At 34.9% G+C, this 23,299-nt stretch carries 17 protein-coding genes and 1 tRNA gene; 10 read left to right on the top strand and 8 right to left on the bottom strand.

Going from position 1 to position 23,299, the window contains the following annotated elements; translation table 11 throughout:
* The first annotated feature begins 1,077 nt into the window (after positions 1-1,077).
* From mobA to M4I44_RS10635, 4 genes are all read left to right on the top strand, one after another.
* Positions 1,078-1,509: a conjugal transfer protein MobA gene (gene mobA, locus M4I44_RS10650; protein ID WP_249967274.1), complete on the top strand. Its 432-nt coding sequence runs from the start codon at positions 1,078-1,080 to the stop codon at positions 1,507-1,509.
* Positions 1,506-2,792, top strand: a complete 1,287-nt coding sequence (gene mobB / locus M4I44_RS10645) for a conjugal transfer protein MobB (protein WP_249967273.1) — start codon at positions 1,506-1,508, stop codon at positions 2,790-2,792. Before mobA ends, mobB begins: the two co-directional genes overlap by 4 nt.
* A 365-nt stretch (positions 2,793-3,157) precedes the next feature.
* A complete protein-coding gene (locus M4I44_RS10640) occupies positions 3,158-3,583 on the top strand; it encodes a hypothetical protein (RefSeq protein ID WP_249967272.1) in 426 nt (141 codons plus the stop codon).
* 43 nt (positions 3,584-3,626) lie between these two features.
* On the top strand, positions 3,627-3,908 hold the full coding sequence (locus tag M4I44_RS10635) for a helix-turn-helix domain-containing protein (RefSeq protein WP_249967271.1): 282 nt from the start codon (positions 3,627-3,629) through the stop codon (positions 3,906-3,908).
* Between the two features lie 169 nt (positions 3,909-4,077).
* On the opposite strand, the gene M4I44_RS10630 is transcribed toward M4I44_RS10635, so the two are convergent.
* Positions 4,078-4,165: transfer RNA gene (locus tag M4I44_RS10630), tRNA-Ser, on the bottom strand.
* A 658-nt stretch (positions 4,166-4,823) separates the two neighbouring features.
* Here M4I44_RS10630 and M4I44_RS10625 point away from each other — a divergent pair.
* From M4I44_RS10625 to M4I44_RS10600, 6 genes are all read left to right on the top strand, one after another.
* Positions 4,824-6,065 carry an ATP/GTP-binding protein gene (locus M4I44_RS10625; RefSeq protein ID WP_249967270.1) on the top strand — a complete coding sequence of 414 codons (1,242 nt, stop codon included), beginning with the start codon at positions 4,824-4,826 and terminating at the stop codon, positions 6,063-6,065.
* A 3-nt stretch (positions 6,066-6,068) separates the two neighbouring features.
* Positions 6,069-7,181 (top strand): RloB family protein, encoded by a 1,113-nt coding sequence (locus M4I44_RS10620; RefSeq protein ID WP_249967269.1) that lies wholly within the window; start codon positions 6,069-6,071, stop codon positions 7,179-7,181.
* Between the two features lie 518 nt (positions 7,182-7,699).
* A complete protein-coding gene (locus M4I44_RS10615; protein WP_249967268.1) occupies positions 7,700-8,116 on the top strand; it encodes a hypothetical protein in 417 nt (138 codons plus the stop codon).
* Between the two features lie 115 nt (positions 8,117-8,231).
* Positions 8,232-8,441, top strand: a complete 210-nt coding sequence (locus M4I44_RS10610; RefSeq protein WP_249967267.1) for a hypothetical protein — start codon at positions 8,232-8,234, stop codon at positions 8,439-8,441.
* Positions 8,416-8,898: a hypothetical protein gene (locus M4I44_RS10605; RefSeq protein ID WP_249967266.1), complete on the top strand. Its 483-nt coding sequence runs from the start codon at positions 8,416-8,418 to the stop codon at positions 8,896-8,898. Before M4I44_RS10610 ends, M4I44_RS10605 begins: the two co-directional genes overlap by 26 nt.
* Positions 8,899-9,585: 687 nt before the next feature.
* Complete coding sequence (locus tag M4I44_RS10600; protein ID WP_249967265.1) at positions 9,586-14,142, top strand: ATP-binding protein; 4,557 nt, start codon at positions 9,586-9,588, stop codon at positions 14,140-14,142.
* A gap of 98 nt (positions 14,143-14,240) precedes the next feature.
* Here the strand turns inward: M4I44_RS10600 and M4I44_RS10595 are convergent, their stop codons facing one another.
* From M4I44_RS10595 to M4I44_RS10565, 7 genes are all read right to left on the bottom strand, one after another.
* Positions 14,241-15,260 (bottom strand): ComEC/Rec2 family competence protein, encoded by a 1,020-nt coding sequence (locus M4I44_RS10595; protein ID WP_249967264.1) that lies wholly within the window; start codon positions 15,258-15,260, stop codon positions 14,241-14,243.
* Between the two features lie 690 nt (positions 15,261-15,950).
* Positions 15,951-16,610, bottom strand: a complete 660-nt coding sequence (locus tag M4I44_RS10590; protein ID WP_249967263.1) for a GNAT family N-acetyltransferase — start codon at positions 16,608-16,610, stop codon at positions 15,951-15,953.
* Between the two features lie 261 nt (positions 16,611-16,871).
* On the bottom strand, positions 16,872-17,381 hold the full coding sequence (locus tag M4I44_RS10585; protein ID WP_249967262.1) for a hypothetical protein: 510 nt from the start codon (positions 17,379-17,381) through the stop codon (positions 16,872-16,874).
* A 157-nt stretch (positions 17,382-17,538) separates the two neighbouring features.
* The gene (locus M4I44_RS10580) at positions 17,539-20,652 is read right to left on the bottom strand and encodes an efflux RND transporter permease subunit (RefSeq protein ID WP_249967261.1); all 3,114 of its coding nucleotides are present in this window, start codon (positions 20,650-20,652) and stop codon (positions 17,539-17,541) included.
* A 2-nt stretch (positions 20,653-20,654) separates the two neighbouring features.
* Positions 20,655-20,954: a DUF190 domain-containing protein gene (locus M4I44_RS10575; RefSeq protein WP_026109881.1), complete on the bottom strand. Its 300-nt coding sequence runs from the start codon at positions 20,952-20,954 to the stop codon at positions 20,655-20,657.
* Between the two features lie 10 nt (positions 20,955-20,964).
* Positions 20,965-21,972, bottom strand: a complete 1,008-nt coding sequence (locus M4I44_RS10570; protein ID WP_249967260.1) for an efflux RND transporter periplasmic adaptor subunit — start codon at positions 21,970-21,972, stop codon at positions 20,965-20,967.
* Positions 21,969-23,228, bottom strand: a complete 1,260-nt coding sequence (locus M4I44_RS10565; protein ID WP_249967259.1) for a TolC family protein — start codon at positions 23,226-23,228, stop codon at positions 21,969-21,971. Before M4I44_RS10565 ends, M4I44_RS10570 begins: the two co-directional genes overlap by 4 nt.
* Positions 23,229-23,299 lie beyond the last annotated feature (71 nt).

Below are 23,299 nucleotides of genomic sequence, written 5' to 3'. Positions count from 1 at the left end.
AAGTGCTTATTTATACTATTAGAAGCCTATGAATAACTTTTTTGAATATCAGATATTGAGAATCTGAAAGTATGTCCAGATTTTATAACTAATTGAATAATGAACTTATAAAAAAAGAAAGCCGGAAGATGAAAACTATGGAGATAACTAATAAACGCCGACTTCGGAGGTGTTTTCCAGCCCCCGGCAGGGCAAGTGGTTTTGAGCTGCGGAAAGTATTTCAAGCAGCTCAGAACACAACTTGCTATTTTCTCTCGAAAATATTATTGCAATAGATTTAATTGAAAGGGCTTGATGCCCTTTTTTTATTTAGAAGGTATTTCATGCTTTATAATTAATTTTTAAAATCAACCTTTATAAGGCTTAAAAAAAACATAATAGTATTGGCAGTTCTAATTTCAATCCTTTCCGGTAAATTCCAAAGATCTTAAGTTTAGTTTTTCTCTGAATTGTAATTCATTGCTCGTATAATGCTATTTACATACTCATTTACAACTGCTCGTACTTATTTGGTTATATGCATAAGGCTAAAAGTATAGACCCATTTACAGCTATTTGTAACCCTGTAAGCAAATGAAGTTGTAGAACTGTACTGATGTAGATATGTATTTACAGTTTTACTCTTTTACATATTTATGCTTTTACGTAAAGACATAAATGCTTCTTTATGTAAATACGCAAATAAGCTTTCAGTTAAAGCCTTATTTACCTGTATAAAACCATACATATATTTCCAAAAGAAACAGAAAAACGGAAAAAAGAAAAAGAAAGTAATTTAAAAGGACGGGATGCAGACAGACCAAAAGGAAACGGAATAAGTCCCGAAGGGTGTTTTGTGAGCACGCGAGCAAAACATTATGCCGTAGTCTTTTGGTCTGTCTGATCCAGCACGTCCTACCTTGGTTTTCTTTTTATTGTTTCTTTGATTAAAAAAATAAAGTTACATGTAAAAATATCTATCCTTTCTTTTGAGACATACCAGGCCAAATGCTTCCAAAGATTTCCAAATCTAAGAGGAGTTACTGATAATAAAATATATTGGTTTTTATTTTTAAGTAATAACCAGTACGTATAGGAATGGAAAACAAAAGTACAGCCAATCCCCGTAAAGGTGGCAGACATCCTAAAAACGATCCTGCTGTCCATCGCTATTCTATCAGTCTTACCGCCGAAGAAAATGCGCGTTTCCTGAGTCTTTTTGAAAGCTCGGGCATGAATGTTATGGCACATTTTATTACAGCGTGTATTTTTCAAAAAGGGATCAAGACAGTTAAGATTGATAAAGCAACAATGGATTATTACATACTTCTCACTGCCTTATTTGGTCAGTTTCGGGCTATTGGGGTGAATTACAATCAGGTTGTGAAGATTATGTACCGTAATTTTTCCGAAAAGACAGCTCCCGTGTATCTCCACAAATTGGTAAAACAAACAATGGAATTTGCTCTTTTAGCGCAAAAGATAATACAGCTCACAGCGGAATTTGAAGAAAAACACCTAAAAAAATGATAGCAAAAATTGGAAGAGGCAAAAGTTTGTACGGAGCATTAGCCTATAATTATCAAAAACTTGAAAAAGAAAGTGCACAGATTTTGTTTACCCAAAAGATAATCCAATCCCCGGATGGTAATTATTCCGTAGAACAGCTCTCCCGTTCTTTTGAATTACACTTATTGGCTAATCGTAAAACAGAGAAGCCTGTACTTCATATTTCCCTGAACCCTGACCCGAAAGATAATGTAGGCGATACTGATTTTGAGAATATGGCACAAGACTATATAAGGCAGATGGGCTACGAAAACCAGCCTTTTGTGGTATTTAAACATACCGATATTGATCGTACGCATATCCATATCGTATCGGTGTGCGTGGATGCGGAGGGAAGGAAAATATCCGACAAATTTGAAAAAAGGCGTTCCATGGAAGTCTGTAGGAAGCTGGAAAAACAGTACAGCCTTATATCAGCTATAGATAAAAAACAAGACAGGAAGAACCAAACATTTAAGCCTGTTGATTTTAAGGCTGGCGATATAAAAAGCCAGATGGCTTCGGTACTACGCCATCTGCCTAAATATTACCAGTTCCAAACTTTTGGGGCATATAATGCCCTGCTTTCTCTTTTTAAGATTACTGCCCAGGAAGTGAAAGGCGAATATAATGGAATTCCAAAACTGGGATTAGTATATTTTGCGTTAAATGAAAAGGGAGAAAAAGCAAGCAGTCCCTTTAAGGCTTCGCTGTTTGGTAAAAGTGCAGGATTAGCACAGCTGCAATCCCACTATGAGCGAAGCAGGATAAATCTAAAAGACAGTCCGGCTAAACAATCAGTTAAAAGCAGGATCGAATCAGTAATGCAGTCTGTTTCTAACGAATCTGAATTTAAGAAAAAACTATTAGAACAGGGTATGAATTTCGTGATACGCCGAAATGCTGAAGGGCGTATCTATGGCGTAACTTTTATTGACCACAAATCCCGTTGTGTGTACAACGGCTCTGAGCTTGGCAAAAACCTTTCGGCCAATTCATTTAACGACTGGTGGAATAATAGTAGTAAACCAGAAAATCCCGTACATAAAAGCTGTGGTTCCGAAAAAGATGTTATTATGAAAAAAGAAATAGACCAATCGCCTAACACGCTTGACTTTTTAAGAAAGGAAAATATGTCCCATACTTATGAACAAAACAGTTTTGACGTATTGGGAAGTTTATTGCCCCAGGCACAGACAGAGGATTATGAGGAACAGGCATTTGACAATAGGATGAAACGAAAGGTTAAACGCAGAAGATTGTAGGTATAAATTTGCGTTTCCTTCTCATAAAAGAACAACCTAAACTCAATAAAAGAAAGGCTACAAAAATTTCCTGTGATTCAGTATTTTAATCAGTCTGTGATCTTTTTTATTTTTTTATCTCAACAGATAAGGTACTTTCAAGTATCACCTGAAAAACAAATTTGTATAAATGTTATGCCATTGAAAGACAAAGAAAGCAAACAAGGACTAAAGCCCTAATGACTTCAAAATGCATTTTTATATTTGTCTTATAAATACATACGCAAGCTGGATAGGTATAAATATCTTATGTATACAATAAGGAGTAAAATAAACGCAACAGTGTATATTTTCATTTACAGGATGTTGACTAATTTTTAGAGACAATGAAAAGTGGTAAGCTAATAAAATACTTAAATGTTATATTAAAATTTGATGAAAGGCTCCAATTAGTAGAACATCTAATTAGTGTAAGTGATCAGGAAAATAAAATGCAATCCATTTCTTCAAATGAAAAATGTAAATCCTGTTATAACAAAATTGACTTTGCCCAGCTGTTTTATATTTTAATGGATGAAGGTTTATTGTTTTTTGATACTGCAGACCAAAAAAGTAATAGAAGCAAGTTTCAGTTTTTTCTCGAAAATAATTTTACATATGCCGGCGATGAGGGTGGGCAGTCGAAAATCAAGTCGATCAGCAGACAGTTTTCTGAATGTAAAGGCTATACTTATAAGGTAAAACAGATTAAATTTTTAAATGAATTTATTGCAGTAATGCAGGATCGTAAGAGAAGGCTGGAGAGCTGGTAGAATGGAAAGTAGAAAAAACTAATAATAAGTAAAAAACTCACCAATGATGAAGAAAGAAAAGTGGCAATCTTATGTAATGAAAGTGAAGGAGTTGATAGAGCCTGTGCTGGCAAAAATGGAAACAATTGATTCAAAAATCAGCCAAGGGAAAGTTTTGAGACCTGAATACTACAGAAATGAGGATTTAAAAAAGATGTTTGGATTGTCCAATAATACAATTATAAAATACAGACAGAGCGGAGTTCTGCCCTATACTAAGCTGGGGGATATTTTTTTATATGACAGCAGCAAGATCGATAAAATACTGAGCAGCAACGAATCATAACCCACCATTTATCCAGTTACCCAGATTTAAAAAATAGCTCAAAATAGATTGGGTGACTGAAATGGGAACTGTTTTTGGGACGGTTCGATACCATTCTAAATAAAAAAGCCTTTAAACATCAGTGTTTAAAGACTTTTTTATTTTTACAAGTCACTTTTTGGACTTTACCTGGCGGAGGAAGAGGGATTCGAACCCCCGGACCTGTTACAGTCAACAGTTTTCAAGACTGCCGCATTCGACCGCTCTGCCATTCCTCCAGTAAGACGCAATCATTCTCTCATTGCGGGTGCAAATATAGAATGTTTTTTTTATTGTAGAAATTTTTTGCGATATTATTTATAAAGAAAAAAATCTATAGGAGTTTATAATTTTAAACTGGGAACCTAGACTTTGCGGAAGAAAAGATATAAAGTCCAAATACAGAGGAGAAAATAATACTGTCGATATTTTTAAATAAGATGAGATTTACTTTTAAAGTATAATTCTAAAAAAACAATGTCCCGTACATCAGATTCCCTGCCGATATTTCTAGCGGTAATGACTGCTTCAAGCTAAATCGAAAGTCTCTGGAGACTTCAGAAAAACCGCCCTAGATTCTTGAAGTAATAATGCATTAATTTTAAATTGAGATTTGGATATTGCCAAGATGAAGATCTTCAAATATTCTGGTTATCGGGTATCTAATTTAAAGACTATCAAAAAAAACGGAGCTGCGCATAGAATGAAAATATTTTTTCTATGATGAAATTACAAATTAAAGTTTTGAACTGCAGCATTCATTTAATCTACTTATTAAAGGATTGAAGTTAATTTGTACGGTGGTTCTTGTTTTTTGCAGTTTTTTGGTATTTATCGGCTTTTATATTGTTTATTTTGTACCTTTAATTCGTAAATTTGAAAAAAAAATTCAAAATAATGATTTTAAACATAAGACTTAAAAATTATCGTTCATATAAGGATGAAGTTTTTTATACTCTCGAGGCCAGCTCTTCTAAAGCTAAAGAATTCAACTATTTTGAGAGTGAAGATTTTAAAATTTTAAAAACGTCTTTGATGTATGGCCCTAATGCATCAGGAAAATCCAATATTGTCCGAGCTTTTTTTGAACTTAAAAATCTAATAGTTAAAAAGCCGAAGGTTGATGAACCGCTAATGATATATGATCCTTTTAAATTTGACATCAATTCGCTTAAAGAACCAATTGAAATTGATGTTGAGTTTGTAATCAGGGATGTTAAATATAAATACTCAACAAAAATCGAATATGAAAGAATTTTAGAAGAATTTTTATATTACTATCCTAATAAAAGAGAGGTTGTCCTTTTTGAGCGTCTTTCATTTAAGAATGACAGTACGATTCAAAAAGGAATTTTAGGCGCCCAGTTCGGCAAGAAGGAAATTTCGGTATTTCAAAATCAATTGCTATTATCCAAATTTGGCGATGATGAGCCGCATGAAATCATCACAGAAGTTTATCGCTATTTTAATAAGATGTTTGTCTATAATGCTACAAGTAAAATACACTATGAGGTGTACAGCAACAAAGTGTCTGATGATTTGCTTAAAAATTTGGATTTAAAGCATAAGCTGGAACGACTGATCAACTACGCAGATACTAAAATTAAAGGATTGGACATTACTAAAATAGGCAATGCGGACAGTAATAGGACAGATTATATATGGAAGAAAAGCGACTTTAACATAAGAGGGATCCATGACCTGTATGATGGTGACAACTATGTTGGAGATGCATATCTATCCTTACTTGAGGAATCGGTGGGAACCCAGACATTGTTTGTGTTAGGTGCAAAAGTCATAGAATCATTAGAAAACGGATCTGTACTGGTTGTGGATGAACTGGATACAAGTCTGCATTCTTTTATTACAAAAATGATCGTAATGCTGTTCCAAGACAAAAATATAAACAGCAATAATGCACAACTTATATTTACAACACACGATATTTCTTTATTGGATAAAGATTTAATCCGTAAAGATCAGGTCTGGATTACAGAAAAAAATAGCAAAGGTGAAACTGACCTGTACAGTCTGCAGGATTTCGAAAATTTAAGAGAAGACACATCTTTTGACAAGTGGTACCTGTCAGGAAAATTTGGAGGAGTGCCACAGATTAAATCTTTAAATGATTTCATATAACATATGCCACAAGATTATAGAAAAACAATTCTAATAGTTTGCGAGGGACAAAGATCAGAGCCGGATTATTTTCATAACCTAAGAAATGAGGTTTTATCAGAACATAGTGATGTATTTATTAAAATTCTTCCTATTCCAAAAGACGAACAAAAGGCAATTGAAAAGGATTTAGAAGATTTTATTGTAAGAACAGGAGCAAAAAGGAGACAGATTAAAAAGGCTTTAAATAATAGTGAACCTGAGGATTATCTTGTTGAAAACGAATTTAAAGCACAGCCGACCTGTTATGTCAGAAGAGCTCAGCTTGCTTATCTTGAAAAAGGCTATTCTGAGCTGTGGGCGGTATATGATAAGGACGGACATCCTGATCACGAGAGAGCTTATGCGTTATCTCTTGATAAAGGCCTATGCGATAAAACTGTAAATATTGGATTTTCGTCTATATCCTTTGAGGAATGGATATTAATGCATTTTGAATATTGTGATATTGAGTTTTTAAAATCACAGTGCAGAGATTCTGGTAAAAATACATTTGACTGCGGATCAGGAGCTCATGAATTAGATTGTAATGGAGAAAAATGCATCGTGGGAAGAATAGTGAAAAAACAATATCTGGGTTATAGTGATTCAAAGAATTTTGAGTATAACGGCTATGCGCCTGGTGTTGAAAGAGCATTTTTTAACGCTTTAACCAGCAGGGATGTAGCGATCGATAAAGAAATGTTTTTTAATAATAACCCATATGTATCTTTGGACAGGCTTGTTTTTAAACTAAAAAATATTAAAGCAGGAGATTTAATCTGGATTTACAATAATGTGCTAGAAATAGAAACTGGTATTTTTGTGAAAATTTCAAACATAGACGGAGTGACAAGTATTATTTTTTATAATCAGTCTCCTAAAACATTTATTGTGAAAGAAGGATTCCTAAAATTAATTATGCTTGATTTTAGAGTGGTTTTTTTTAACGGAAGGAAAATTTTAAACCCCAACGAATCCTATTCAATTTATTCTAAACAGAATGTGGAATTGAATGACTTTCACTATGCTTTGTTTAATACCGGTGAAGCCGAGTGCCAAATTATAGATGTCGTTCAGATTAAAAATTTCAGATAGTGTTTTTATTTAAAAAGGATGGCTTGAGTGAAAAACTTATGTTATATCTATTATAATTTGACCTCTACGGGACAAATCACGATAAATTTTATGGAAGATTTGAAGAGATTGGCTTACTAATAGATAGAGGCTGTCTTTCATTGGCTTTATAAATTTGGTTTAGACGTCCCCTTGTGGATCTAAAGAGACAATTCTCGAACCATTTTAAAATGTTTTTAAAAATTAATATCAAGTTTCAATCCTTTATTGGACAAATTTCTATATTTTTTTTCAAAGGGCGGAAGATTTTAATTGGAAGCAGAAGTTGTCTTTCATATGCCTTATAAACTTGATTCATAAGTGTTCGAGATTAAATAAAAAACAACGGACATCATAAGATTTTTTTTACTTTTATTATGTCGCATTATTTATCAACCTACCACATTTGAAAAAGAAAGTTTCAACAAATAGCAATAAGAACATTTTAGCTTGGGATGAACATAATTAATGTCAATTTTTTTTAATTATTTTTTTTGCATATGAAAACACCGAAAGAATTATATAGAGAGCTTCAATTATTGAGTTTGGGTTCAATGAGAAGCTATACCTGCATGCTTCTCACTGATACCTCTAATTATAAAGTTCATGGGACAGGTGTATTTATTCAGATTCAAGACCACTATTTTCTTGTTTCAGCTGCCCATGTTTTTGATAGGTACAGAGATTTATTTATTTTTATATCAGAAGACTATGAAACCATTAGACCTGGCGGGACAACTTTTTATATTGGTCCAGCAAATAGGGAAAGGGATGGAGTGGATGTGGCGGTTTTGAAATTAGATGACCATTGGGATGAAAATCTATTATCAAAAATGAAATTCAATTATCCGAATATAAATGTTGAAAAAGAAATCGAGGAAATATGGAACCAAATAAATGTAATAAGATATAGTTAAAACATTCGTACAATTTATAGTTCTGTTACAAATTTATAATCTTAATATCTTTTAATTTGAATAAAAGGTATCTATGAGAATAATATAAATATACCGAGTATTAAAACACAGCGGAATGACAAAAGACAATCAAATTTCGAAAATCATCATTGAACAACTTAATACAGTAGAGTTAAAAGAAAAATATTTAAACTTATTAAGTTCTAGAATTGACGAGAATAGAAAAACTTTAAATTCACTGTTGATAGTTATGGTTTTAATATCTTGTGCTTTTCCATTAATTGTCGAAACAAAAATTAGTGAAATTGCAGTGGGGGCCATTTAAACTTCGTGATAATTTATTTGCTATTTCAATAATACCTTCAATCTTTTCCTATAGCTATTACAAATATGCAGCAATATGGACTGAAGTAATTGAGCAAAAATTCATTCTAAAAAATCTAACATCCAAAATATTCTCAATCAAAGAAAACTCTTATTTAAATGAAAGACTTAAACCATTTTCATTTGCTGATCATATTATAGATCATAGCACAAGAGTTAAATCTAAAAATTGGGGATGCTTTTTAGGTCTTTTCTGGATTCCAACAATAATCGGATTAGTTTTTTTTCCTTTCTTATTTGAATATTACGCTGTAAAAACATTGTATTATAAAAAGGGATTAAATGATATTATTAATTGGATATTTTTTCTAACACCGATAATAACTGGGATATTTACCATTTTAATATATTATCAGGCAGGTAAAAAGTTAGATGAAACAAGAAAAACAGAAGAGTAAAAGTACTTCAATTTTATTCGTTTTTGCTGAAAATTATATAGAGCTTTAATTATAAAAGGTGAAAATTAAAAAGAATATTGTATCAGCTTTTTTCAAAGACAATTATATAAACTATCATAATAGATAATAAATAATATATTTATATGTCCAAAAATTTCAGAAGATTGGTCTGGACAATTTTATACTAGTTAATCTTGAAAAATTAGAACAGATCAGTATAATAAATTACAGTCAGAACCTGTAAATAGAATTTAGCATAAGAATCCTAATTATAATTAATATCCATAAAATTATCCTGATTTAAAATTGAAAAGATTAATAAATATCCGATGCCCACATAGAAGGAGATGCACTTTTGGGATTTAACATTATTAACTTGATTTAAATTAAAAACTTAAGACCTATTTTAAAATGACATTAGAAGAAGCCGAAGAACACAGAGTATTTTAATAGATGAGCTGATAAAGTATGGTTTTTCCTCTATTGTGGAGGAAAGTCCATTCCCAAATGCTTTTAATAAACGCTGGTTGGCTAACGAGTTAATCGAAATAAAAAATGTTATATTTGAAATGCTCAAGACCACCGCATTTTATTTTTTTTTTAAATTGCCATGTCTTCCTAGAATCTATAAAAAAATACAGGGACAGAACTCAATTGCAGATGGTTCGGTTTTAAAAAGAAATCTTTATGCCTTTAGTTACCTATGAACAGCCATTTGTTGCTGCCTTACTAGATGAGAACAAACCGATGTCTCCAGCCAATAAGTCTTTTCCATATAATCAGATAGCGGATCCCCGCCGTTTTGAACAGCTGTTATACTCCTTATACAGCATCCGCATAGGAGAAAGTAACTTTGAAAAGTTTGACAATATTAGTTTAATGTCAGGAGTGAGCGAGAAAGGACGTGACTGCGCTTTGTTTACATGCGGAAAAAGTACTGGACTTATTCAATGCAAAAAGCATAGCTCTAATCTTTCCATTGCCGCATTCGGAGAAGAGATTACAAAATTTGTGCTTTATAGTTTACTAGAACCCACCCTTATTGATGACCCTGATAATTTTACTTATTACATTGCCGTGTCCTCCGGATTTGTGTCAGCATGCAGTGATTTCATTGATAATTTTAACCAAAAGGTTATCCAGGAGCAGCAGGAGCTTCAAAACTGGATTACAAGTAATTTAAAAAAGCCGACCCTGCAGGATCTAAAACCTCAGCAGAATTCTCTGCTCTCCACGCTGCTGGATATTTTTTCGAGAATAAAAGTTAAGAAAATAGGCCCTTCTGATCTGGACTCGCTCCTAACGCTTCCTTCATGCTGCCATTTAATAAATTCTTTCTTTGAAGTCCGCACAGTCTTAAATGAGCAGGCCTCAGAAAAGGTTATCAATTACCTTGACAGAACCCTTGATGAGCCCAAAATAAAAGCTGCGCTGAAAAAAAGCTCTGCAGCTTTATCTTTGGAAAAAAACCATCTTGAGGAGGTAGCTGATTCCCACATTGAAAGAAATGAAACCCAGGCTCTTCTGAATTGGATAACTGAAGACTGCACTAGGGACGATAAAGGCAGACATTTGAATATTTGCCTTCTTGCAGGAAATGCGGGAATGGGAAAAACAGTCATTTTAAAAGATTTATATGACCAGCTTATTGAAGACGGAATTCCGGTTATGGGCCTTAAAGCGGACAGACTTGTAAGTGCCAGTATTGTCGAACTCCAGCATAAAATCGGACTGGCGGTCCCAATGTTGGATTTTATCGAACAGTGTAAAGAAAAATACCCGAAAACAGTAATCTTAATCGATCAGATTGATGCGCTTTCTCAGGCAATGTCTGCAGACCGCAATTACCTTCGGGTTTTTAAAAACATAATTGATTCCTATACTTATGACACCAACATAAGAATTGTGATCTCTGTTAGGATTTTTGATCTCCACTATGATCCTTCATTAAGAATTTACAAGCATTTAAAAACAGTCAATACTGAACTTTTTACTGAAGAGCAAGTAAAAAGCCTACTGGACAAAGCCAGCATTATATATACTGGCCTATCCAATAAACTTTTACAGCTTTTAAGAACACCAAACCACATTAATATATTTACCCGACTGCCCTCAGCGGTAAAATCAGGTAACTCGATTAAAAATCTTCAGGATCTTTACGCTGAACTTTACAAACTTAAAGTACTCTCCGTAGATGCCTCTGTACCTGTGCAACCGGCCGAATTAAAAAAAGTGCTTTTTAAAATCGCGGCAAAAATGTTTGACAGTCAAAGTATAACTGTCAGCGAACTGCAGTTTGAGGACTACAAAAAGCAACTAAATTATCTTGAAAGCGAACGGTTAATCAAAATTGAGGATGCACAGATACAGTTTTTCCACGAGACTTTTTACGATTTTATTTTCGCTAAACGATTTGTCGAAAAATCATTGAGTCTCTATAAATATATTCATAAAGAAGATCAGTCAATTTTTATCAGATCCGCCGTAAAAATGATATTTAATTACTTAAGGCAGTATGCCCCTGATATCTTTATTGATGAACTTCGAAAGATTTTTTGCGATAAAAAGATCCTTTTCCACATCAAGCAATTATGCTTCTCCCTACTACTTTTTCTGGAAGATGTCAACACTGAAGAAAAAACACTGGCATCAAAAATAATGCTCGAAAATACCGATTTTGAGCTTCTATTCTTCGAACACAGCAGATCCGAAAAGTGGCTTGAACTTGCTTTGGAAAAAAATATAATAAACAGTTTTTTAAATGCCCTGAAACAGACAGATTCCACAAAGATCAATGAAGAACGAAATAAAATCTACCAGCATTATGTTTCAGATTTTCTGCAGTCCTATCTTGAAAAAAATAATGCTGATGCGTGGGCATATATTTTGAAACTAAACAATTCTTACATCAAAGAGACTATCCTTAGCAGATTAAAAAACTGGAAAGACCATAATGCTTTTAAGCTTCTGGAGCAGTGCACTGATTTTTACAAAAATGATCCCTTCGGCTATTTTCTTGCCATGGATAAAATCGCTGAAATTAATCCTGAATACTGCCTAAAAATTCTTAAGGAAAGATTTCTTAGAAAAGAATGGATGGAGACAGCAAGGCAGACCGATCATCAAGAAAAAAAAGTATTCAAGACTTTATCGAAACTTATTCCCGAAAAAATCATTGATTTACTGCTTCCTATACTTATTAGGGAATTAGAAGCAAACAAGCATTCTAATTCTGAATTATATGATGATTATTTTTATTCTGATGTTAACCTTAAAAGTGATAATGAGTTACATGACAAAGGATATTATTACTGGCTTTTGGCACGCTGTCTGTGCCAGACAGCAAAGAAGCATGATTCAATGTTCTTAAGATTTGCCCAAGAGCACCGAAATTCGGAATTTGAAGCTGTGCTGCGACTTTTGGTACATGCCTTGAGCGGTTCTGAAAATACCTATCTAGACGAAATTTTTAAGCTTTTTAAGCATTTTTACAATATTAAAAGATTCATGACCTCTAGTGATCTGGGAGTCGAGTATCGTGAATTATTGCAAAAGAGTCTTCCTTTGTTCAGCCAGATACAGCTGAAGGAAATTACAGCAATGATCAAGAGTCTTAAAATCCCGGCAGAGGCAGCAGTTTACAGGGACCGGACTAAATATCTGAATATTGGCCATACTAAGCATGTGCTGCTGCAGCGTTTTCCGGATGAAATGATTGAACAGAATAAAGAACTTAGAATATTAAGACTTGAATTAAACCGGAAATTTAAACCCTACAAAGAAACATATCGTTCCCATAATCTATTGGCAGGTGTCGTGCACAGGCCATTGACAGATATCGCGTACGAGAGGATGTCTGCTGTACAATGGCTGAAATCCTTTAAAAAATATAACTCTGAGAGAGAACCTTTTCAAGGCGATTCAAGAAAAGGCGGACTTTATGAACACGTCAGGGCTTTTAAAGATTTTGCAAAAAAGTACCCAACCCAGGAAAAAGCGCAGATTATTGAAAAAGTAATCCAGGATGGTGAAATCAATCTGGAATACGCCCTATATGGACTTGAAGGTCTATGCGAAGCTGAATTTGACGCGGAAAAAATCCATCAATTGTTCAAAAAAATTCTGCCGTCCAGAGAAAAATTCCTGGATAAATATTCATTTTTGAATATTGCTTATTACCTATTAAAATCCAATATTGAAGATGCAGAAATATTGGATTATGTAATTTTAACCGGAAAGGCTGTTGAAGGAAAAAAAATAGACTATTCAAAATATGCCGAAACTTCTACCAGGGGTCTATTAACAGCAGGCATAAATACAATTTACGGGCGTGCGGCAAAAAATCTTATTTTTCTTCAGATTGATAAGTACGAAGATCTCATCTTCCCTGCGGTTCAAGATATGCTTCAAAATGGCCCTGATGAACAGAAAGCAACTATAGTCCACTATTTTGCATACTTAAACAAAATCAACCGTGAAAGATCTTTCAATATCTTTAGTGACCACTTAAAGAAGGAAGATAATGTTTATGTGCTGGCATCCGCAATCTGGTCGATGCAGTATATGGGCAATCATGATTTTAAAAAATTAGTTCCAATATACCGCAAACTTATTTCATGCAATTCACTTGGCAAGGAAGACTCGCGGTGGCTTTTTTCCATCCTGCATCTTTCTTATCTTCTACAAAAAGAAGGAGCGGAAGAACTGCTGTTTAACTTAATTGCAGTTAATTCTTCAGCAGGAAGTTCATCTTTTAATTTAATCTTTGAGCATTTTTACTTCAATGAAGAATCGCCTGACAGGTCAAATAAAGTGCTGATGTATATTTTAGAGGCTGATAAGGCGGATCCAGATGAAAAACTGCAGATCTTCTATTCAGAATTTGAAACACTAAAACTGGATGATATTTCTGAGTTTTTGGCTCATTACATTAAATCACCAAAATTTCAGTTTTCAGGTTCTCTTGTCCGCTACCTTACCTGGCAGTGTAGCCACAATCCTGTTCTCTGCATCAATCTTTTTAATATGGCCGTAGAATCGGATAACCATAATCTGCATCGCGATAGGGGCTATCAAAGGGATCATGAAACCACCCGATTTATTATTGGCGCCTTTAATTCTTTAAAAGAGTCCGGCAAAGAAAGCAAAAAGCTCAGAAAACAGTTGCTGCAGTCCTTTGATAAACTCCTCAGAGACTACAATTCCAGAAAAACATCTGAAAAAGTACTGGAAGAATTAATTTAGAAAGCACCTGTAATTTAAAATTACGGACGCTTTCTAAACCTGAAAAAAAAACTTGCATTTGCCCTCCTAAAAAGCGGCACAGAATATAGATTATTTTCTTAGAAAGTAAGGTCACCTGATTCTTTTGTTGTCTTAACCTGGATTCCCGGTCTTCTACTAAGACAGTCGATTACCTCCTGATCTTGATGTATGTATCCAGAACTATAGGCAATCGCCGGATTCATAATATCTATAAGCTCTCGTGAAATATTGTTGTTGCTTCCATGATGTGGTACTTTTAAAAATTTGAGATTGCGCAGTGATTCAGGATACCCCTCTGCTGCCTTAAATGATTCGATTCCGGCATCCCCCGTAAAGAGATATCCGCCATCCTCACAGTCAAATTTGATCACAGCGCTAACTTTATTGGTTTTGGTAATGCTGCTGGTCGTTTTAAGAAGTGTGCAGGGGTCAGCGCTGGTTTGTTTTTTTTCCCTTGCATTTTCCAGTATCATATACTCATATTCATCCTGAAAAATCTCTATCATGTTTTTAGGTTTTCCAATAATCTTATTGTAGTATTCCCTTGTCGGCCCTATGACTTTTATTTCATCCCAGCCATCCAGTGAACATTCCCCAGAAACTGGCTCTCTAGTGGATATATTATACTTTTTTATAAGACTAAGAAGGTTATTGAGTTGGTCAACGCTTTCTATAACTAATTTGTATTTATCAAACTGCGGAGCAGCAAGATAACTATGGTAAAGCCCATAGGAGTTCAAATCCAAAATGCTAGTATTATCTTGTATGTGTTCCAACACTAGAGGCGCAGCCCTCAGAGAATCTTTAAGCTGCCCATGGGGCTGGTGTACCCAAACTTGTCCTATTTCGGATTTATAATGTTCGATAAGAGTAATAATCCCTGCAATGTGATCACTGTCGTAATGCGTGCAGACAATCAGGTCTGGTGCCTTCTTGTTCATCTCCTGACAGTACTGTTTGACCTGATCTAATGTTTTGGACTTAAAATCTTTGTCTCCGCCATCAATTACAATCAAAAGTTTTTCTGACCCCTTCTCAGCCTGTATTATAATTGCATCTCCATCTTTTACATTTAGAATTTTCCCTTTTATTTTCATACTGATTATTATTTTTATTGGTTATATTGTTGATACTAAGATATAAAATTGTTAAATTGCTTTATTACAGAATTTTCTTATATATTAGCGGTACTATTTAACTCAACCGCATTTTTCCAGAAAAAATAACAGAAGTCACTTAACAAAAAGGGATTCAGAGAAATCTGCCTCTGCAAGAGACTGGAAGATGATCTTATTATCTTTTGTAAAAAAAATTATAAAGGAGAATACAAAAGATATGACATTTTTAATTTAGAAAACACGACTAAGTGTAGAAAATTTAATTAAAAGCTGGCTGATCTGAAAAGTAATTAATACTGAAAACCAAAATATTAAATTATCTATTACGACGGAAACAATACAGAGCAGCAACTTGTTGAAATGGAAAACTTATAAGCGATAAAACCAATGAATTTTTGCAAATTTTATCAGCCCTTTCTCGATTTTTTTCCTATATTTACGGAGGTTAATAAACCCAAGAATTTCAAGAGTGCCCTATTAGTGACCCTTCATTTTTGAAAAAATATAACACCCAGTGTTTGCTGGTGCTTATGATACAGGTGGCGGAGCCTCTTTCTCCGCGGAAGACAAAACCCTCAACAATGTTGAGGGTTTTGTTGTTTTATTTCCAAAGTGTTTTATTGTATTGTTTGATACTAGGGGCATCAAAACACAACCTCAAAATTTTACTTAATCTACGATCGTCGTATTCTGTTTTGGATCATAAAGCATGGCTGTACATAAACAATTTTTCTTGTCCTTGTTTATCAGTATTGGGCAGTTTACGCAGGATTTACAATTTTCCCAAAACATTTCGTCTGTAGTCAGTTCTGAGTAAGTGACCGGTTCAAAACCGAGTTCATGATTCATTTTCATGACAGCAAGACCTGTGCTCAGACTGAATATACGGGCATTGGGGTATTTCTCACGGCTGAGTTCAAAAATTTTTGTTTTAATTCTTTTAGCAAGTCCGGTGTGCCTGAACTCAGGAGCGACGATTAATCCGGAATTAGAAACATACTTTCCATTTTCCCAAGAGGAGATAAATGAAAACCCTGCCCACCTTCCGTCTGAGGTGAAGGCTATGACTGCCTCTCCTTTTTTCATTTTGGTTTCAAGAAACTCGGGAGAACGACCGGAAATTCCGGTTCCGCGAGCTATGGCAGATGCAAGTGTTACTTCGCAAATTTCTTTTATCCAAAAGGTATGAACAGGTCTGGCTTTTTCAATACTAAAATCCAGAATTTCTAGAGCTTCCTTAAGTGGTAAAGAAGCTTGTTGTTTTTTTAACAGGGTTGAAAACGTAAAATGTCTTTCAATAGGTTCTATTTTATAGGTCAAGGTTCTCATAGTCGTTTAGTGTAGATCTTATTTGTTACTGTTTTTATTCCTCAAAAAGAATAGAAATACAAAACACTACATCCAACTTGTATACCAATAATTCTTTATAATTTTTCAATTGCCATTAAAACCTTGTAAATCTTAGACATTAGATCCTAAATGATCTTTTTTGAGCACAAAAAAAACGCCTCAAAATGATATGTTTTTATCATTTTGAGACCGCTTTAAAAGGAATTTATTTTTCAGGTATTTTTTCATTCTCTACAAAGATCACTTTTGCTTATTACTAAATAGCTTCAATATAAGATTGAATGCAATCAGAAAACAAAGTGCTCCTAAAATAGCGATCCAAAAATTTGCCTTCTCGGTAGTATGTGTAACGATATCGCTTTTCTTCTTGATCGCAGCCATATTCAATTTTATAATGTGAAAAATATCCTGACGAATTTTACTTTTTAAATTTTCATCGTTCCAATTACTTTTTAGAGCATCAAAATTAACCTGAAGATCATATGTCACTTTTTGTTCGCCCACTTCAGTAATATTTTCCATCTGGCGGGCGAGATTATTCTGAAATACTAGTATTGCATTTTCTTTATCAGAATTCATTTTATCCAATGAAAGAAGCATATTTCCGGAATAATCAAGCGTGTTGTAATTCGCCTTCAGAATATCCTTAGTATCGTTTTCAATAGAAAAATTATAATAGGCACTAACCAATGAAAGAATAACGATCATTACTAGAAGTAGAGCTGCTCTGAGATTTAAAAGTATTTTCATTTTTAAGATTATTTAGGTTACACAAGAAACTTCGCTTACTAAATCATAAAAAACTAAATATCAAATATTTACAATTTACAAATTTTCATTTTCAAATCCTAATAAAAAACCTCAGACCTGCTCACTAGAATAATTCAGAACATCTCCATGCCTGCGTTTACTTTATACTGCTCTTGTTCATCCACATATACAAGGGAGGTATTAATATTGGTGCAAAAATTAATGTACTGGTTAATCCGCCAATAATAACTGTTGCTAATGGTCTTTGTACATCTGAACCTATACCGCTGGAAATAGCCGCCGGAATGAGTCCAAGAATGGCTAAAACAAGAATACTAAGAATCGCCCGTAGTTGTTCCTTCGCTGTCTGCTGAATGAGCGATTGTGAAATTGGACTCTTAAATGTTGCTCTGTGAAGTGCTGAAACCAATAACACACCGGCCATTACCGAAATTCCAAAAATGGAAACAAAACCAACTCCGGCAGAAACATTGAAATAATATCCTCTGACTAACAAGGCCATAATACCTCCGCTCAAAGCAAATAAAACACAGCTCGTTGTTATTATTGTATGCTTGAAATTTTTATAGAGCATAAAAAGAAACACAAAAACCATAATTAGTGTAAGCGGAATTGTCAAAGCCAATTGTTTTCCGGCTCTTTCCAGATTTTCATACTGACCTCCATAAACTAGTTCATACCCTTTTGGAATATTCACATCGGTTTTTATTCTCTTTTGCAATTCTTTTACAAAACCGCCCTGGTCTCTGCCTCTAATATTGGTTCTCACGGTCACCATTCGTTTATTATTGTAACGGTAAATGTTTGTCTGTCCCTCAGTAAAATTGATCTCTGCCAATTGTTCCATAGGAATAAGGGCTCCGTTTGCTGATGGAACGAGCAGTTTCTTAATCTCATCAATATTGTCTCTGAATTGTGGCAGGTAGCGGATAACAATATCATAACGTTTGGTACCGTCATACACTGTAGAAATATTTTTACCCCCAATTGCAGCCTCAATCATATTTTGAATTTCGGAAACATTAATGCCATATCGGGCAGCATATTCACGGTTTATCTTTATAGCAAGCTGTTCTTGTGTTCCCTCCTGCTCAATGTTTACTCCTTCACTTCCGGGCATCGATTTCATAATAGAAGCAATACTGTCTGCTTTTTTCCTCATCATTCCCAAATCTTCTCCTACAATAGAAACGGCTAAATCTGCTGCACTTCCGGTAACAATTTCCATTACCTGATCAATAATAGGCTGTCCTGATGTAAATTTCACACTAGGGAGCTCTCTTTCGAGCTCTAAACGGATATCTTTGACAAGTTCTTTTTTTGAAATGGTATCACTCCATAAATGATACTCTTTTAGTCCTACCAAAATTTCGTTTCTATTGGCCGGGAAAGGATCGGTTCCGTCATCATTTCGACCCGTTTGTGTAATCACAAAATCTATTTGAGGATATTTTGAAATGATACTTCTTATTTTAGGCGCATTTTTAGCATTTTCCTGTATGGTGATTCCTGCCGGAAAATTTCCTCTAAGAAAAATAGAACCTTCGTCTAATTCCGGTAAAAACTCTGTTCCTAATTTTAAACCAAATCCAATTAAAAGCAATACCAATCCAAACCCGATTACAACAGACTTTTTATAGTTCGTCAAAATTTTATGCAGGAATTTAGCATATAGCCGTTCAACAAACTCAAGCACCTTATTATTATGTTCCTTGAAAGATTCATCTTTAGCTGAAACTGCTTTATTGTAAACGAAAGAAATCAGAACCGGAATAAAAGTCAGTGCAGCTAACATCGAACCAACCACAGCGAAAGCTAATGTTAATGCCATTGGAGAGAACAATTTACCTTCAACTCTTGTCATTAGCAAAATTGGCATGTAGGCCAATATAATGATGGTAACAGAAAAGAAAATCTCACGTCCTACTTCCTGAGCTGACAGTAAAGTGATGTGCACAATGCCATTTTCTTTTTCTTCGGGTGTTGCTGTCCGGTATTTCCGGATTAGATGTTCTGCCATGACTACCGCGCCGTCTACAATGATTCCAAAATCGATTGCTCCCAACGATAATAAATTGGCCGGAATGCCTGTAAACCGCATGATGATAAATGCAAAAAGCAATGAAAATGGAATGGTCAAAGCTACCACTAAGGCACTCCTCATATTGCCCAAAAAGAAAATCAAAATAATGATGACAATACTTACACCTTCAAAAAGCGTTTTACCAACGGTATGAAGGGAATGGTCAATTAAAAAACTGCGATCATAAAGCGCTCTGATTTTTACTCCTTCCGGCAGTTCTTGGCCTTGTAAGTCTTTGATCTTCTGTTTCAGCTCTTTGAGTACTTCACTCGGATTTTCGTATCTGCGCAGCAAAACAATTCCTTCAACCCCGCTATTCACATTCACTTTCTCATTGGCAATTGTGTATCCCAAAACACCGCTTGGCGGAGGAGGGGCTATTTCGACACTTACGACATCACGAACAAATACCGGTACACCATTGACTGACTTCAATACAATGTTTTCAATGTCTTTCTCGTTTTTGATTGCTCCTAAACCGCGCACGGCAAATCCTTGCCCGCCTCGTTCGATGACATTTCCTCCCGTATTCTGATTGTTGGCTCTAATGGCATTTTCAACGTCAGCAATCGTTAGTTTATACTTTTGCAATTTATCCGGATATGCCAGAATATGAAATTGTTTTAGAGGTCCGCCAAAAGTTACAATATCCGCTACACCAGCGGTCTGCAACAGATAAGGTTTTATAACCCAGTCCTGCAAATCTCTTATCTGCATTGGTGAGAGTGTTGGTGGGGCTTCTACAACATATCGGAAAATTTCACCTACAGCCGTCGAAAGAGGAGCCAATTCAGAAGAAACTCCTTCAGGAAGTTCGGCTGTTGCCAGTCGTTCCATTACCTGTTGTCTTGCAAAATAATCATCGGTACCGTCTTTAAATGTAAGCTGTACCACTGACAAACCAAAAATAGTCCTGCTTCTTCTGTCCAAGACATTTGGGGTGTTCTGCAACGCTCTTTCAATAGGAACTGTAACCTGTTGTTCTACTTCTTCGGCAGCGCGCCCCTGGTACTGCGCCACTACTATAACATTTGTATCTGCGATATCCGGATATGCTTCAATTTTTAGCTGGGTAAAACAGATGTAACCAACAGCCATTAACGCGATGCTGATACCTACGACCAGCCAGCGATTTTTCAGAGAGAATATGAGTAAATTTTTAATCATGATTACCAGAGTTCAACAGAGTGGGTTATAATAAACCCGCCTCGGTATTGCTTTCTTAATTCAGTTAATACTTCTTTTATCTTTTTGTCCTCGTCGATAAACGTGAGGAGCATTGGTGTTTCATCAAATGAGAATTGTTGTCCCGGCTGCTTCAATCTGTTGTGTCTTCCAAAACCGGAATGACCTGTGAAAGAAGTTGCTCCCACAATACCATTTTCCAACAGTAAATGCATTATGAATTGATGTAGAGGCTTTCCTCCTTTCAATTCATCTTTGTCGATATAGATTTGTGCTTGTGTCATTTTTACTTTTTTAATAGCCAAACGATAATCCTTTTAGCTGCATTGCGCCTTCAACGACAACTAATTCATTATTGTTCAATCCTTTAAAAACAATTATTCGGTCTCCTACTTGCTGACCGGTCTGAATTTCTCTTCTTTTAAAGTTATTTTCAGATTCTTTTACAAATACATAATTTTTTCCATTGACTGTAACTAATGATGTTTTGCTTATGCTGATGAAATTCCCTTCCTTCAAACCAAAAGATACACTGGCAAACATTCCGGCTTTCAATTTGTTTGATGGATTATGCACTGAAATTCTAATTTTTATCATTCGTGTTTCAAGATCAACCCTATCTACAACCGCATCTATTCTGCCTTTGAATGTTTCGTTAGGAAATGAATTAAAAGAAATGTCTCCTGTACTGCCTGGTTTTACTTTGCTTATTTGATTCTCGGGAATATCACAAATCAGATAGGCTGTTCCAACTTTTGCATTTCTCAGCATATCCGGAGTGAAACCTGCCGAAATTAATCTCGATTCATGTTCTATCAGGGCTGCCTTTTCATTGGCCAAACTGGTTTGTTCTATGGATAAAGCGGTCTGTGCATTTAGTAAATCCTGACCTGTGGCTGCTCCGTGCCGATTTAAATCTTTAGTGCGCTCTAATTCTGATCGTTTTTGTTTAATATTAATGTTTTGAATTTGACTGATACTAATCCGGCTCTGCATAAGCTGTGTGTAACTGGCTGCCAGCTCAGAATTATCAAACAGCACAACAGGCTGCAAAGCTCCTTCTCCAGATGGTAACACGGTCGCCGCGATTTTTGCCGGTGCCGAAAACTGTGCTGTTATAGCGTTGGTACTGATGGTTTCTGTTTTAAAAAAATCAATCCCTTTTTTATCGGGAAAAAGAATAGACATTCCCTTATCTTTTATAATTGGTGCTGTTTCTTGTTCGGTTAGTTTATTCTCTTTTTTTCCGCAGGAAGTAAATACGATTACTACTGAAAATGCGCAAACTATTTTTTGTATCATAATGCTAATTGATTGATTAAACCCGTTGTATAAAGTAATTGAATGTGACTTTGTTTGTAAGACTGCATCGTATCGTAATATTGCTGCTGTGTCTCTAACCAACTGCGCTGTGCTTCTAAAAAGTCAACAATGGTGGTTCCTCCTTTTAGATAAGAATACTTGACATTATCTAAAATGGTTTTCGACTGTTTCAATAGTGACTCAAAATTTGCAATATTTTGTTTCTGCCTCTCATAGTTTTCATAAGCGATCTTAATTTCGGTTCTGACTTTTACTTCGAGAGCGGATAATTGATTTTCAACCTGATTTTTTACCAAAACCGATTTTTTAATTTCTCCCTGATTTCGATTAAAAATGGGCAAATCAATATTGGCATAAACCCCAAAGTACTGAACGGCATTTTGCGGATTCCAGATAACTCCTAATTCGGGCTGTGGAAAAGAAAGCGATTTCTGTAGTTTAATATTACTGTCAGAAACGTCTATTAATGATTTTACGGACTGTAAATCGCTTCTGTTTTGAAATGCCTTAGCAAGCAGATCATCAATAGTATTGGGCATTGCAAATAAAAAATCATCTGACATGTCGGCACTAACATTCTCCTGCGTACCAAGCAATAATTTCAATTCGCTTTGATGGTTGTTTACCTCCTGAAATGCCGTTTTAAGCTGAATATTGTATTGCTTTGACAGTAGTTCGGTTCTGTATAAATCGGTTTGGGTAATTACTAAATTTTTATACCGGTTTTGGTTTGTAAAAAGCAGACTGTCGATATTACTTTTAGCGGTACTGATAATCTCTAATCTTCTTTTAGCGGTCCAGACTTCCAGCCATTTATTAGCTACATCAAAAAAAAGATTGCGTTCCGTTTCACTATAGTTTTTTTCTGCAAACAAAACATTTTTGCCGGCCAGCTCAATTTTATTTTTACGCTGTCCTGCTATTTGGAAGGGTTTAGTCAATTGCCACCAGACCTGACGATTTTGCTTGTCGTGCCATTGTGTGTTTTCATGAAATCCAGAGGATTGCATCAATTGCAGGGTCTGATTGTTCAGGCTTGGATTGGGACGAAGTTTAGCCGTGACTATATCCGATTCTGCAATCTTTACATTTAATTGCTCTGTTTTAAGAAACGGATTATTGCTTCGTGCGGTTTGAAGTGCTTTTTGCAGCGTACAATTTTCCTGTGCCTGTGTATGAAAACAAAGCCCCAGGGAAAAGAGTAAAAAAATAAACTGTTGTTTTTGAATTTGCATCGCTAAAAATATTTGATGCAAAATTCGTCTGACTATTTATAAAACACCGTTAGAAAACAAATAGAAAAAAA

Origin of the sequence: Flavobacterium sp. B183 (assembly GCF_023539155.1) — a bacterium.
Classification (GTDB): Bacteria; Bacteroidota; Bacteroidia; order Flavobacteriales; family Flavobacteriaceae; genus Flavobacterium; species Flavobacterium tructae.
This window is presented reverse-complemented; position numbering and strand designations above follow the sequence as displayed.